This window comes from Enorma timonensis, assembly GCF_000321165.1.
Lineage (GTDB): Bacteria > Actinomycetota > Coriobacteriia > Coriobacteriales > Coriobacteriaceae > Enorma.
On the sequence record NZ_CAPF01000018.1, the window covers coordinates 34603 to 49541 of the forward strand.

11 protein-coding genes are annotated in these 14939 nt (G+C 65.2%); 3 read left to right on the top strand and 8 right to left on the bottom strand.

Going from position 1 to position 14939, the window contains the following annotated elements; genetic code table 11:
• Positions 1-58: 58 nt before the first annotated feature.
• The 5 genes from BN423_RS02330 to BN423_RS02350 all read right to left on the bottom strand — a co-directional run bounded on the left by BN423_RS02330 (position 59) and on the right by BN423_RS02350 (position 6564).
• Positions 59-2251: an alpha-galactosidase gene (locus BN423_RS02330; protein ID WP_019238669.1), complete on the bottom strand. Its 2193-nt coding sequence runs from the start codon at positions 2249-2251 to the stop codon at positions 59-61.
• A gap of 126 nt (positions 2252-2377) precedes the next feature.
• The gene (locus tag BN423_RS02335) at positions 2378-3223 is read right to left on the bottom strand and encodes a carbohydrate ABC transporter permease (protein WP_019238670.1); all 846 of its coding nucleotides are present in this window, start codon (positions 3221-3223) and stop codon (positions 2378-2380) included.
• Complete coding sequence (locus BN423_RS02340; RefSeq protein WP_019238671.1) at positions 3223-4095, bottom strand: carbohydrate ABC transporter permease; 873 nt, start codon at positions 4093-4095, stop codon at positions 3223-3225. Before BN423_RS02340 ends, BN423_RS02335 begins: the two co-directional genes overlap by 1 nt.
• Before the next feature lie 12 nt (positions 4096-4107).
• Positions 4108-5436: an ABC transporter substrate-binding protein gene (locus tag BN423_RS02345; protein ID WP_019238672.1), complete on the bottom strand. Its 1329-nt coding sequence runs from the start codon at positions 5434-5436 to the stop codon at positions 4108-4110.
• A gap of 18 nt (positions 5437-5454) precedes the next feature.
• Complete coding sequence (locus tag BN423_RS02350; protein WP_019238673.1) at positions 5455-6564, bottom strand: ABC transporter ATP-binding protein; 1110 nt, start codon at positions 6562-6564, stop codon at positions 5455-5457.
• A gap of 438 nt (positions 6565-7002) precedes the next feature.
• Here BN423_RS02350 and BN423_RS02355 point away from each other — a divergent pair, with 438 nt between their 5' ends.
• Positions 7003-7857 carry an AraC family transcriptional regulator gene (locus tag BN423_RS02355; protein ID WP_019238674.1) on the top strand — a complete coding sequence of 285 codons (855 nt, stop codon included), beginning with the start codon at positions 7003-7005 and terminating at the stop codon, positions 7855-7857.
• Positions 7858-8049: 192 nt separating this feature from the next.
• Here the strand turns inward: BN423_RS02355 and BN423_RS02360 are convergent, their stop codons facing one another.
• Positions 8050-9948 (bottom strand): amylosucrase, encoded by a 1899-nt coding sequence (locus tag BN423_RS02360; RefSeq protein WP_019238675.1) that lies wholly within the window; start codon positions 9946-9948, stop codon positions 8050-8052.
• A 107-nt stretch (positions 9949-10055) separates the two neighbouring features.
• A complete protein-coding gene (locus BN423_RS02365) occupies positions 10056-10316 on the bottom strand; it encodes a hypothetical protein (protein ID WP_019238676.1) in 261 nt (86 codons plus the stop codon).
• Between the two features lie 237 nt (positions 10317-10553).
• Here BN423_RS02365 and BN423_RS02370 point away from each other — a divergent pair, with 237 nt between their 5' ends.
• Complete coding sequence (locus BN423_RS02370; protein ID WP_232385472.1) at positions 10554-11609, top strand: endonuclease domain-containing protein; 1056 nt, start codon at positions 10554-10556, stop codon at positions 11607-11609.
• A 330-nt stretch (positions 11610-11939) separates the two neighbouring features.
• Here BN423_RS02370 and gdhA read toward each other — a convergent pair whose 3' ends face one another.
• Positions 11940-13295, bottom strand: coding sequence for an NADP-specific glutamate dehydrogenase (gene gdhA, locus BN423_RS02375; protein WP_019238678.1), 1356 nt, complete (start codon positions 13293-13295; stop codon positions 11940-11942).
• 347 nt (positions 13296-13642) lie between these two features.
• Between gdhA and BN423_RS10610 the strand changes: the two genes are divergently transcribed.
• A partial coding sequence (locus BN423_RS10610) for an iron-containing alcohol dehydrogenase (protein WP_019238679.1) occupies positions 13643-14939 on the top strand: 1297 nt, incomplete at its 3' end.

The following is a 14939-nucleotide window of genomic DNA, read 5'->3' on the forward strand; positions in this document are numbered from 1 at the left end:
AACGGTCACGCCGGCTGCCCGGTCAGGCGAACCGGGCAGCCGGCCAGGAACGGGCGCGCTAGTCCACGCGCTCGAAGCGGTACATCACCGCGGCGTTCGCCTCGAGCCGCACGGGCAGCGGGAAACCCATGTCCATGAGGGCGTCCGCCGGGTACACCACGCCGGAATCCAGGTCGCGATAGCTCGCGCCCGGGGTGAGCCCGCGCGGCACCACGTAGTTCGCCACGCCGTAGCCCTCAACCTCGAGGCGCACCGCGCTCACCACGGCCTGCGCGCCGTCCTCGGTCACGTACTCCCATGCGCAGATCGCGTCCGTCTGCGGCGAGTCGAGGCGGTACAGGAGCCCCTCGCGCACGATGGGCTCGATCTCGTGGAAGCGCTTCACCTGCCGGCGGATGTGCTCGCAGGCGCGCTCCGGGAGCTTCATGAGGTCGAGCTCGTAGCCGAAGGCCGCGCCCTGCATGGCGGTGATGCCGCGCGTGGTGAGCGGGACGCTGCGGCCGTTGATCTCGTTCGGGCAGGCCGAGACGTGCGCGCCCATGGCGGAGCTCGGGAAGCCGAACGAGGTGCCGTACTGGATCTTCAGGCGGTTGACGGCGTCGGTGTTGTCGCTCGTCCAGATCTGCGGCATGTAGTAGAGCATGCCGGCGTCGAAGCGGCCGCCGCCCGCGGAGCACCCCTCGAACAGGATCTTCGGGTAGCGCTCGACGAGGCGCTCGAGCAGGTCGTAGAGGCCGAGCATGTAGTCGTAGAGAACCTTGCCCTGGTCGTTCGAGGCGCGCGAGTACGTGTCGACGATGCTGCGGTTGTAATCCCACTTCACGTACTCGATGTTCGCCTGGTCGAGCACGCGGCAGAGCTGCTCGAAGAGGTTGTCGCGCACCTCCTCGCGCGAGAGGTCGAGCACGAGCTGGTCGCGGCCGAGCACAGGGCCCTTGCCGGGCACGGCGAGCACCCAGTCGGGATGCTCGCGGTACAGCTCGCTGTCCTCGCTCACCATCTCGGGCTCCACCCAGATGCCGAACTTCACGCCCAGGGCGTTCACCCGGTCGACGAGCTCGGCGAGCGTCCCTCCGAGCTTCCCCTCGTTCACCGTCCAGTCGCCGAGGGCGCGCAGGTCGTCGCGGCGCGTGGAGAACCAGCCGTCGTCCATGACGAGCATCTCGATGCCCAGGCTCGCGGCGCGCTCCGCGAGCTTCACGAGGCACTCGCCCGTGAAGTCGAAGTAGAACGCCTCCCAGCTGTTGATGAGCACGGGGCGGGCGGCGTCGCGCCAGATGCCGCGGCACACGCGCGTGCGGATGCAGCGGTGGAAGTTCTGCGACACGCGCTCGATGCCCTCGCTCGAGTACGTCATGATGACCTCGGGCGCCACGAGCTGCTCGCCGGGCTCCAAGGGATAGGAGAAGCGATCGTCCGAAAGGCCCATCTGCATGCGGGTCTGGTCGAACTGCTCGCCGGTCACCTCGGCCTCGAAGCCGCCGCTGTACACGAAGTTCATGCCCCAGGCGCGGCCGGTCGATTCCGTGGCGTCGTGGTCGCAGAGCAGCATGACCGGGCTGTACTGGTTCGACGACATGCCGCGGCGGCTCCCAACCGAGAACGTGCCGTGGCCCACGCGGTGCCGGTCGGGGATGCGCTCCATGGCGTGGCGGCCGTGGAACGAGATGACGTCGAAGTCGCCGTGCACGAAGTCGAGGCAGGCGGTCTGCGCCCGGTCGACGGTGATGCGCCCGGTGCCCTCGTTCCTGATCACGGCGGCGCGGGTGATAACGTCGAGCTCGGGCATGACGCCGTAGAGGAGCTCGACCACGAGGCCCAGGCGCGCGTCGCGCAGGCGCACCATAAGGGTCTCGGCGCCGTCGGCCTCATCGTCGCTGTAGACCGCCGGCAGGCCCGGCAGGGCGTACTTGCCCGGACGAATCTCGTAACCGTCGTAGCGCAAGTCGCATCCGAAGGCGCCGCTCTCGTCGCGCACCACGAGCAGCGGGCTGCGCATGTCGCCCGCGCCCTGGAACGGGTACTCCTGCGGCAGGACGTCGAGCGAGTAGGTGCGGTCGTTCACATCGTAGGGGCAGCCGCACATGCCGCTCCGGTCCGCATAGGTCACGAGGTAGGCCATGAAGCCGTCCGAGCGCGCGCCGTAGTAGAGGTGCAGCAGGAAACCGTAGGAGTCCGCAAGCATCTGGTAGGTGGTCGATCGGGTGGTGAGCGTGAAGACGCGGGTGGATTCGTCGAAGCTGATGGGCATGATCGCCAGCCTTTCGAGCAAGATATTCGTGCGAAGCCCCGGTCGGGGCGCAGCCCGGCCGGGGTCACCGACAGTATACGTCGCGCCCGGCACGCCCGCGGGAGCGCGCCGGGCACGCAAGAGAAACTACTTAACCGCGCCGTTCGTGACGCCGCCGATGATCTGCTTCTGCGCGAAGATGTAGAAGATGATCATGGGCAGCATGGCGAGCAGATACGACGCGAAGGCGAGCGAGTAATCAGTGCCGAACGTCGTCTGGAACGTCATCTGCGCGAGCGGCAGCGTGTTCACGCCCGAGCCGCCCATGATGACGAGCGGGGTCATGACGTCGTTCCACACCGCGAGGCCGGTGAGCACCGCCACGGTGGCGTGCATGGGCTTCATGATGGGGAAGATGACCTTCCAGAACGTCGTCCAGGTGCGGGCGCCGTCCACGCGCGCGGCCTCCTCGAGCGCGAGCGGGATGTTGCGCAGGTAGCCCGTGTAGAGCATGACGTTCATGGGCATGTAGAACACCACGTAGAGGATCATGACGCCCACCATGTTGTCCAGATGGAGCACGGCGGTCTGCTTCACGAGCGGCATCATGAGGATCGCGAACGGCACGTACATGCCGGCGACGATGAAGTAGTAGCTCAGCTTGAAGGGCTTCTTCTCCATGTTGCGCCCGATGGCGTACGCCGCGAGGCTGTGCACCACGATGGACACGACCACGGCCACGGCCGTGATGATGAGCGAGTTCATGAACGTGACGAAGAAGTCCGTGGCCTCGATGGCCTCGAGGAAGTTCGCAAAGTCCCAGGTTTCGGGCAGCGTGAAGATCTCGAGACCCATGGGATAGCGCTCGGACACGGCGATACGCACCGTCATGTACAGCGGGAAGATGATGGTGACCGCCGCGAGGACGATCAGGGCGATGGTAATGGGCCAGTTGACCCGCTCCGAGACCTTCGCCGTAGCGTTGCGTGCCATTACAGCTGCTCCTCTCTGCTATTCAAAAAGCGCGTCTGGATAACCGAGATCGCGGCGATGAGGATGAAGAAGATGACGGCGTTGGCGCACTGGAACCCGAACTGCCCGCCGGACAGGCCATTGTTGTAGATGAGGAAGGAGATGGATTCCGTGGACTGCGACGGGCCGCCGTTCGTCATGGCGATGATCTGGTCGAACACCATGAGCATGTTCTTCATCACGAGCACCATGTTCGTGGTGACGGAGGGCATGATGAGCGGGAACGTGATGTAGCGGAACTTGTTCCAGCCCTTCGCGCCGTCGAGCGCGGCCGCCTCGTAGACGTCCTCGGGCACCGACGACAATCCGGTGATGTAGATGATCGTGGTCTGCGCGCAGCTCTGCCACACGAGCACCACCACGATGGCCACCCACGCCCACGTGGGGTCGCCGAGGATCGTGTAGTCGGTGTTGAAGAGCGCCGGGATGAGCCAGGTGAACAGGAACTGGAACACGTAGCCCACGACGAGCGCGCCGAGGATCTGCGGCACGAAGAACAGGCCGCGCAGCGCGCTCTTGAACTTGATCTTGCTCGAGAGCGCCATCGCGAGCATGAGCGAGAACACGTTCGTGAGGATGGTGGCGACGACGGCGACCTTGAACGTGAAGAGGTAGGAGTTCAGGACGCGCGTGTCGGTGAAGAGGTCGGCGTAGTTCTGCAGGCCGACGATGTTGAAGGCGCCGTAGCCCTTCGAATCGGTGAAGCTGTACAGAAAGCCCGTGATGAGCGGGTAGGTGTTGAAGGCAACGAACAAGATGAGCACGGGGATGAGGATCGCGTAGAACGTCCTCATGCGGTTCGTGCCGACCTTGCCCTGCGCACGTGTGGCCATTGAGGTTCCCCCTTAGCTCTCGATACCGTGCTGGCGGTCGTACTCCTGGACCTGGCGGATGACGTTGCGGTTGTAGCGCTGCCAATCCGAATCGAACTTCTTGAGGAAGCGGTCGATGATCTCGTCCTCGGTGCCGTCGTTGTCCTGCAGCATGGTCTGGAGCTGCGCGTCGACCGCCATGGCGCTCTGGTAGGAGTGGTCCAGGTAGTCGAGGACGCGACCCTCCTCGAGCCAGGGCTTGATGTCGTCGAACAGCGGGTCGAGCTCGAAGTCGCCCTCGATGCACGAGATGGCGCGCTGGTCGGAGATGTAGGTCTGCAGGTAATCCGGCGAGCTCAAGAAGTCGAGCACCTCGTAGACGGCATCCTTGTGCTTGCAGGTCTCGGCCACGCACCACTGCAGGTCGACGCCGGAGACGACGATGCGGTCCTCCGGGTTCTCGGCCGAGGGCATGGGGAACATCCCGACCTGGATGTCGGTGCCGGCGCGCAGGATCTGCGGGACCGCGAAGCTGCCGCAGGGGTACATCGCCGACATGCCGTTGCCGAAGCGGGTGCAGGCGTCGTTGTACTGGATGGAGAAGGGACCGGGGTCGCCGATGGTGGTCTGGCTGTACTTCAGCATCTGGCGCATGCGGCGGGCGGGCGCGCCGTAGTACTCGGCGAAGGTGGCCTCGCCGGCGTTCACCTGGCGCGCGAGGTCGCTCGGCACCATGTTCACCGCGATGGAGTTCCACGGCGAGAGGATCGTCCAGGTGTCGGCGTAGCCCAGGTAGAACGGGGCGACCTCACCCTCGGCGACGATCTCGTCGCAGAGCGCGATGAGCTCGTCCCAGGTTTCGGGGATGGCCCAGCCCTTATCGGCGAACATCTGCTTGTTGTAGAGCATGCCGGCGGCGTTCGCCACGTACGGCACGCCGTAGACGCCCTCCATCGGGATGTACGTGACGCTCTTCAGGATGTCAATGTAGGCCGGGCTCACGGAATCCATGCCGGGGTAATCGCTCACGTCGGCGAGGATCTCGGAGTCGACGAAGCTCGCGTAGTCCGCGTCGCCGCCGATGCCGATCACGTCCGGGTAGTTCTCGCGCACGAAGCGCGTCTTCATGACGGTCACGGCGTCCGCGGGGCTCTGGATGTTGAGGTAGATGTCGTCGTGGGTCGCGTTGAAGTCGGCCATGATCTGCTCGAAGATGCTCACGGCCTCCTGCTTGTAGCTCACGATCTCGACCTCGATCTTGCCGTCCGAGCGCTCCTTGGTGCAGCCGGCGAACATGAGCGAGGCCGCGCCCGCTGCGGTGAGGCCCAGAAGCGAGCGCCGCGATATGGGTTTGCTCAGCATATCTGCTCTCCTCTCGGGCTAGTGGACGATGGCCAGCTCGGTCTCCTTGTCGAATACATGGAGCTTGTCCATGTCGAAGGCGACCCTGATGCGGCTGCCGGTGCGCGCGGGGTTCGTGGCGGACACGTGCGCGGAGATGGCGCCGCCGTCCACGTCGCCGTAGATCATGGCCTCGGCGCCCAGGAGCTCGTAGACCGTGACGAGCGAGTCGATGGGCTCGGAGAGGCGCTTGTCCTCGGCGTGCTCGTGCTCCTCGATGACGTCCTCCGGGCGGATGCCGGCGATGACGACCCGGCCGATGTAGGGCTTGAGCGCCTCGGCCTTCGACTCGGGCACGGAGATGGTGTTCCCGCCGAAGGTGAGCGTGATCTTGCCCTCGGCCTCGCCCACCGTGGCATCGATGAAGTTCATCTGGGGGCTGCCGATGAAGCCGGCGACGAAGAGGTTGCAGGGCTCGGCGTAGAGCTTGGACGGCGTGTCCACCTGCTGCATGACGCCTTCCTTCATGACGACGATGCGCGTGCCGAGCGTCATGGCCTCCGTCTGGTCGTGCGTGACGTAGATGATCGTGGCGCCCAGGCGGTCGTGGAGCTTCGAGATCTCGGCGCGCATCTGGACGCGCAGCTTGGCGTCGAGGTTCGAGAGCGGCTCGTCCATGAGGTAGACCTTGGGCTTGCGCACGATGGCGCGACCCATGGCGACGCGCTGGCGCTGGCCGCCGGAGAGCGCCGACGGCTTGCGGTCGAGCAGCTTCTCGAGGTCGAGGATGCGCGCGGCCTCGTGGACGGCCTTGTCGATCTCGGCCTTGTCCACCTTGCGCAAGCGCAGCGGGAAGGCCATGTTCTCGTAGACCGTCATGTGCGGGTAGAGGGCATAGTTCTGGAAGACCATAGCGATGTCGCGCTCGCTCGGCTCGACGTCGTTCACAACGCGGCCGTCGATCTTGAGCGTGCCCGAGGTGATGTCCTCGAGGCCGGCGATCATGCGGAGGGTCGTGGACTTGCCGCACCCAGAGGGACCGACGAAGATGATGAATTCCTTGTCGGCGATCTCGAGGTTGAAGTCCTTCACCCCCTCATAGCCATTGGGGTACTTCTTGCCAACGTGTTCGAGCGTGAGTCCTGCCATCGAGCTTCCCCTTCCAACGTGAGCTCTTGACCTGCTTTGACGTAGGCGACAGACAAAGCGTATGTGTCCATAGTAAAAATTATCCTTTTGCTAGGTTATACACATACTTAGCTATAAATACTTACTTAATTCTTGTTAGCGCTGGTAAATATGGGTAAATAGTTTGTATAGTTTTACCGGAAATTCGATAGACGGTCGAAAAGGAGGGGTCAACGGTATCAAATTTCCCCTACCAGATGGAGGTCTTCACAGGAGCGCTATACTGTATTTGCCCACGTAATTGCCGACGTTTTATGATGTATTAGGCTTATATATCATATTGCGACATCTATAGAGGAATTATATACCCTTGTTGATTATTTATCGCATTTTGGTATATAGTACGCCATAAGTGCACGGCACAGCGACGCAGCCGGTCACGACGCGATGGAGGATGTCATGCGTCCACACGAGATCGAGTTTTCAACCTTCGAGGGCGGTGTCTTCACCGACCTCATGCCCTACCAGTACGGCCGCGAGGTGTGCACGCCGGGGCACGCCTTCGGTCCCGCGCGCCGAAGCCACTACCTCTTCCATTTCATTCTTGAGGGGAAAGGGTCGCTCACCGCCACCGACGAGATGGGGAGCGCGACCGTCCACGAGCTCCACGCGGGCGAGGGGTTCCTCATCTTCCCCGGCCAGATCACCACCTATGTCGCCGACCTCGATGAGCCCTGGGAGTACATCTGGATCGAGTTCGACGGCGCGCATGTGAAGTCCAACCTCGACCGCCTGGGCTTCTCCCCCGCCTCCCCGGTGTACCAGGCGCAAGACGAGGAGCGCTGCGAGCAGATGGTCGACGCCATGCGCAGCCTGCTCGAGCACCGCAGCGCCTCGCAGTTCTACCTCGTGGCGTGCGCCTACCTGTTCTTCGACGCCTTCCTCGGGTCAGCGCGGCCGCACCGCTCGGGCGCCTCGAGCCGCCTGCACAGCTTCTACGTGGACAACGCCCTCGCCTACATCGAGCAGAACTACCAGGGCGACATCACGGTCGAGGACATCGCGCGCAACGCCGGGCTCAACCGCAGCTACTTCGGCAAGGTGTTCCGCGACGCGATGGGCGTCTCGCCGCAGCAGTTCCTCATCGGGTTCCGCATCGAGAAGGCCTGCGAGCTGCTCAAGCTCTCGAACCTTTCCGTGGGCGAGGTGGGCCGCGCGGTGGGGTACCCCAACCAGCTGCACTTCTCGCGCGCGTTCAAGAACGCCCGCGGGCTCTCGCCCAGGGCTTGGCGCCAGCAGCACGCGCAACGGTAGCGAGCGCTCCGCCCTCCCGCCGGGGCCGGCGCTCCCTCCGTGCTCAGACAGTCCTCGAAACGGCCCTGGGAGGGCCGTTTCTGCGGAACTGCGCCGGAGCGAGCGCCTGCCCCGGCGGGAGGGCGGATGGCTCGGCCGTTGATGCGGAGAACGTATCTCAGATGAGCGGGTTACGTACTCGCAAACGGGTTCCTACCAGATGTGCTTGAGCCAGGTGAAGCCCCAGGCGGGGAGGTCGACGGTGGCGACTTCCTCATTTGTGCCGGCTACGAGGTCGGTGTACTCGGCGGGCTCGGGCATCCACACGGTCTTGGGCTGGTCGCTGAAGTTGAACACGGCGTGCAACGTCTCGCCGTCGACCTCGCGCACGATCCACAGGATCGCGGGGTCGCTGTAGTCCTTCGGCCACACGCGCGCCCCGGCCGAGAACACCGGGTCCTCGCGGCGCACGCGCTCGAGGAGCTGCAGCCCGTCGAAGATGCGCTGCTGGACGCTCCCCTCCTCGTCGATGCGCTCGGTGAGCTCCCAGGGGAAGCGGCCGCGGTGGATGTAGCGCGAATCGTCCGCGCGCTCGGGATCCTCGACGTAGCTGTAGTCGTTCACCTGGGCGACCTCATCGCCGCTGTAGATGATGGGGAGGCCGGACTGGGTGAGCATGTAGGCGTGGAGCATGAGGTCCTGCGCGATGGCGACGTCCATCTTCGCCGCGTCGCCCTCGAAGCCCGCCGCCTCGATACCGCACATCGAGGCCGTCGTGCCGCAGAAGCGCGCGTCGCCCGTGACGGGATCGGCGTTGTAGAGCGCGCCGCGGCTCGAGCTGCCCGGCGCCCACCCCAGGAAGTAGTCGTTGAGGAAGCGCTTGTGCTCCACCTCGCGCTGGCCCCAGGACGCGAGGAGCGGATAGTCGAGGCCCCAGCCGATGTCGTCGTGGCAGCGCAGGTAGTTGAGGAAGGTGTACGAGGCGGGCAGCGAGCACACGGCGCCGAGCTGGCTGCGCAGCAGGCGCGTGTCGCGCGTGGCGACGGTGTGCCAGGTCGTGGCCATCGTGGTCACGTTGTAGAGCATGTGGCACTCGGGCTTCTCCGGGGTGCCGAAGTAGGGCACGACCTCTACGGGCGCCATGACCACTTCGCCCAGCAGCGCGATGCCGGGACAGACGACCTCGCCGATCATGCGCATCATGCGCACGATGGTGTGGACCTGCGGGAGGTTGCGGCAATTCGTGCCGAGCTCCTTCCAGATGTAGGGGACGGCATCGAGACGGATGATGTCCATGCCCTGGTTCGCGAGGAACAGGAAGTTGTACATCATCTCGTTGAACACGCGCGGGTTGCGGTAGTTGAGGTCCCATTGGTAGGGGTAGAACTGCGTCATGACGCTCTGGCCGAGCTCGGGCAGGTAGGTGAAGTGCCCCGGCGCCGTCGTGGGGAACACCTGGGGCACGTCACGCGAATAGCGCTCGATCACCGCGGGGTTCGCCTCGAAGAAGTACCGGCTCATGTACTCGCCCTCGCCGGCGCGCGCCCGCCGCGCCCACTCATGGTCCCCGGACGTGTGGTTCATCACGAAGTCCATGCACAGGCTGATGCCGTGCTCATGGCAGGTCGCCGCCAAGTGCGCGAGGTCGTCCATGGTGCCCAGGTCGGGTCGCACGCGGCGGAAATCGCTCACCGCGTAGCCGCCGTCCGAACGGCTCTTGTCGAGCGGCGTGTCAAGGAACGGCATGAGGTGGATGCAGGTCACGTTGCACCGCTCGAGGTACGGGAGCCTCTCCTCGACCCCCTTGATGGTGCCCGCGAAGTTATCGATGTACATCTGCATGCCGAGCATCTTCTGGTCGCGATACCAGGCGCCCTCAGCCTCGCGCTTCGCATCGAGCGCGCGCAGCGCCTTCGGGCGCTCGTCGTAGTAGTAGCGCATGGTGTGGATAAGCTCGGCGAACATGTCGCCGTTGCCGTACAGCTCCATATAGAGCCAGCGCAGCTCGTCGTGATGGCGCGCGAGCCGCTCGTCGAACGCGTCCGGTGCGGGATGGGCGGCCTTCGAACCGCGCGGATTGGGTTGTGTCGTCTTTTTTCGCCGGGTAGACATATGCGCTCCTCATGAATCAGCACAACGGGTCATCGAGCAACCTCGATCCCCGCTGCAACCGTGCTTTCACACGCATATGTCCGTCGCCAAGGAAACTATACCATGAATCAGCCCGTGACCCAGAGGATGATCCAGCCCACGACGTTGAGTATGGGGACGACGGCGCACAGGACCGCGCCCGCGACACCCATGACCTGGGCGATCGTGCAGGGCATGTCGCGGCGGTAATCCTCGCGCTTGACGCGGCGGGCCAGGCGGAACGCCGCGACGCCCACGAGGACGCCGATGATCTGGACGATGCTGGACGGGACGAACGAGAGCGCCATCGAAACCGCCCCGAGCGCGATGGCGATGTATTCATGCTGCATACCAAACCCCTAACGCCTCGGCGCGGCGCGCATGACAGGACACTGACAGTATACGCCGTCCGGCAGCGCACCCGGTCGAGGCGTTTTCCACACCAACTCCCTAAGGCTGTCAGATTTCCGCACGTAAAAGGCCGTTTTTCGCGTTTTTTGCAACGATCGCGTAGCGAAACGCTGGAGATTGGAGCCGCGCGACGCACCGGGCTTGCTGGCGGGCGGCGGAGCCGCTATACCTTCCCTATGGATACGAACCGAGCGCCTTCCGTCATAGTGGTCTCCCACGAGTCCGCGCTGCGCGGCATCCGCTTCGCGCGCTGCCGCTATGCCGCCCTCCCCTGGCGGCCGCTCTCCGCGCGCGAGGTGCGCGACGTCATGGCGCGAGCCCGCGCGAGCGCGCGCTCGGTCGACTTGGATGAGCTTGCGCGCCATGGGTTCTGCCCGGGCGACGAGGACACCCGGCGGGTGCACCTCCTCGCCTCGAGCTCGGCATCACGCCGACGCCGCGAGAACGTTTCCATCCACACCATGGGCGTGAGCCCGCGCGGCGCGACCCTCCTCGAAGCAGCTCCTGGCATCTTCTCGGTGTCGGTGGAGCTCGCCTTCATCCAATGCTGCGCCACGCTGTCGTTTCCCAAGGCGCTCGCCTTGGGCTATGAGCTGTGCGGCACCTTTTCCATGTGCGAGGGCATCTGGGACGGCTGGGATTGCGACGAGGGTTCGACCGACCCATCCGGGTACCTCGAAACGGAGCCCGCGACCACGGTCGCCGCCCTTGCCCGAGTCGTTGCGCGCATGCCCCACGTACGGGGCGTCAAGATGGCGCGGTCGGTCATCGCGAACCTGCTTGACGGCGCGCGCTCCCCCATGGAGGCGATCGTGGCGGGGGTCTTCCATATGCCGATCTCCCTGGGAGGCATCGGGATCAAGGAGATGCAGCTCAACCGCCGGATCGATTTCAACCGACTCGCCTCAAACGCTTCAGGAATGCCCTATACCATCTGCGACGCGTTCATCCCGAGCGCACGGGTAGATCTTGAGTACAACGGCGGCTATCACGCCGAAACCGTCTCCCGCATACATGACGAGAATCGGAACCGGGGGCTCAACGCCCTCGGTATAACCGTCATCGCGCTCAACCACGACACGCTTCGCGATGTCGAGGCGCTCGAGGCCGTGGGCAGTACGATCTTTCACCGCGCCAAGATGAGATATAGGGATCGTTCACGGGAGGGCGCAGCGCGGCGCGTGCGGTTGCTCAACGGCATGCGCGAGGCGTTCGGGCTCAAACCGTGCTGACGGATGTGCATCAGCGCCCGCAACAGAGCCCGACGAAACCAAGCTGGCCATTTTTTCCAGATTTGCGACATGCATCCAGCGGAAATCGGGGTGGGGTTGCTCCAGAGCTGGGATAACCACGCCGTCTATCAGGGCGGTAAGCGAAGCACACCCCCATATTCCACATAACGTGTCACAAATCTGGAAATAATGGCCACCCCGCCCCGTTGAGGCGAGGCATCGGGCCCAAAAGCAAAGCGGCTCGCACGCTACGGTGCGAGCCGCGCAACGTCATGGGTATATGACCGGCCGGAACCTACGATACCAACCGATGGGACGATGCAGTGCTCCCTAGCACACGCCCTGCGCCATCATGGCGTCGGCGACCTTGGTGAAGCCGGCGATGTTGGCGCCCATCACGAAGTTGCCCTCGTGGCCGTACTCACGCGCGGTGTCGTCGACGTTGTGGAACATGCCGCGCATGAGGCTCTCGAGCTTGCCGTCGACCTCCTCGAACGTCCAGGAGAGGTGCTCGGCGTTCTGGCTCATCTCGAGGCCGGACACGAGCACACCGCCGGCGTTCGCGGCCTTGCCGGGCATGAAGGCGACGCCGTGCTCCATGAGGTAGGTGGTGGCATCCGGCGTGGTGGGCATGTTCGCGCCCTCGCCGACGACCTTGCAGCCGTTCGCCACGAGCGCCCGCGCGTCCTCGAGCAGCAGCGTGTTCTCGCGCGCGCAGGGCAGCGCGACGTCGCAGGGCAGCTGCCAGACGCCGCGGCCGTCGCCCTCGTGCCAGGTGGCACCCGGACGCTCGTCGACGTACATCGCAAGGCTCACGCCGGCATCGTGGCCGGAGCGCTTCTTGTTGTAGATGTGCTCGAGCACCTGGTAGTCGATGCCCTCGGGGTCCTCGACCCAGCCCTTGGTGTCGGAGCAGGCCACCACGGTGCCGCCGAGCTGCGCGACCTTCTGGATGGCGTAGATCGCCACGTTGCCGGAGCCGTGGACGACGACCTTCTTGCCCTCGAAGGAATCGCCCTGGCTCTTGAGGTACTCGTCGACGAAGTACACGAGGCCGTAGCCGGTGGCCTCGGTGCGCGCGAGCGAGCCGCCGAAGGAGAGACCCTTGCCGGTGAGTACGCCGGACCACTCGTTGCGGAGGCGCTTGTACTGGCCGAAGAGGTAGGCGACCTCGCGGCCGCCCACGCCGAGGTCGCCCGCCGGGACGTCGGTGTTGGGGCCGATGTGGCGCGAGAGCTCGGTCATGAAGGACTGGCAGAACGCCATGACCTCGCGGTTCGACTTGCCCTTGGGGTCGAAATCGGAACCGCCCTTGCCGCCGCCCATGGGTAGCGTGGTGAGCGCGTTCTTGAAGATCTGCTCGAAGCCGAGGAACTTGAGCATGCCGAGGGTGACCGTGGGGTTGAAGCGCAGGCCGCCCTTGTAGGGCCCGATGGCCGAGTTGAACTCGACGCGGTAGCCGCGGTTGACCTGGACCTTGCCGGAATCGTCAACCCAGGGCACGCGGAACATGATCACGCGCTCCGGCTCGACGAGGCGCTCGAGCAGCGAGGCCTCCTCGTACTCGGGGTGCGCATCGAGGGCGGGCTGGAGGGTCTCCAGCACCTCGGTGGCAGCCTGGATGAACTCGGGCTGATCGGCATAGCGGGCCTTGAGCTCTTCGATGACGCGCTCTGAATAGGTCATGATGCTCCAATCTGAATCGAAACGGATACCCAGCGAGGCGGGTGTGCATAAACCCGCCCATCGTACCTGCCGCATTGTACCGCAGCGATTTTTCGGCCTCGCCGCGTCATCAACGTGTAACGTTTCCGAAACGAGCCGGCAAGCGGCGCGGCGCGGCAACCCGCTTCACGGAGCCTCCATCTCTCATGTTGACGTTTTGTCATAAAGATTCAATGAATTATCCTTCTCAGCTGGCATTTCGAAACCGAGCGCCCGTGTGCCGCCGCAGGCCGTATCGCCCCAGCTGCGCCGCAGGCCGCATCGCCCGGCCGCGCCATACCTATCTTGCCCATACGGAGAGGAGCCGCATGAATCCCGTTCGCATGCTCTGGTGCCGTGCCTACCAGACCTGTTTCCGCCTCGCGATCCCACTTCTGCCCTATCGCGAACCCAAACCGCTCGGATCGTTCGAGGAGACGGCCGAGCTCCTGCACGAGAAGGGCATCCGCCGCGTGCTGCTCGTGACCGACGCCACCATCATGCAGCTCGGGCTCCCCCGCCCGCTCATCCGGGAGCTTAGCGCGCGCGGCATCGAGGCGAGCGTCTTCGACGAGGTCGTGCCGAACCCCACCATCGCGAACGTCGAGGCGGCGCGCGAGCGCTACCTCGCCGACGGCTGCGAGGCGATCATCGCCTTCGGCGGCGGCTCGGCCATGGACTGCGCCAAGGCGGCCGGTGCGCGCATCGCCCGCCCGCGCAAGCCCGTCAAGCGCATGCGCGGGATCCTCAAGGTGCTCGCTCCCCTACCGCTCCTCATCGCCGTGCCCACCACCGCGGGCACCGGGTCGGAAACGACGCTCGCCGCCGTCATCACCGACGGCGAGACGCACTACAAGTATCCCATCAACGACTTCGCGCTCATCCCGCGCTACGCCGTCCTCGACTACCGCACCACGCTCGGCCTGCCGCCGCGCATCACCGCGACGACCGGCATGGACGCGCTCGTGCACGCGGTCGAGGCCTACATCGGGCGCTCCACGACGCGCGACACGCGCGCCAACGCCATCCAGGCGGTGCACGAGATCCACACCTACCTGCTGCGCGCCTACCGCGACGGCTCGGATGCCGAGGCGCGGGAGCACATGCTCCACGCCGCCTATCGCGCGGGGCTCGCGTTCACGAAATCCTACGTGGGTTACGTGCACGCCGTGGCGCACTCGCTCGGCGGGCAGTACGGCATCGCGCACGGCCTCGCGAACGCGGTGCTGCTCCCCTACGTCCTGGAGGAGTACGGCGCGTCCTGCGAGCACCGCCTCGCCGACCTCGCGCGCCGCGCCGGCGTGGTCCCGGGTGCCATGAACGACCATGATGCGTCGACCGCGTTCATCCAATGGGTGCGCGAGATGAACGCCGCCATGCAGATCCCGACGAAGCTCGCGGGCATCCGCAACGAGGATATCCCCGAGATGGCGCGCCACGCCGACGCCGAGGGCAACCCGCTCTACCCCGTCCCGAAGCTCATGGATGCGCGCGAGCTCGAGCGCCTGTATCATCTCGTGCAGGAACGCGGGGAGCGCGATGCGGCCGATGGAGCAGCGCAGACCCGCGACGCCCACACGGCCCCGAGCGCGACCGCCGCGCCCCGCGCCGGCCTCACCCGCGGGC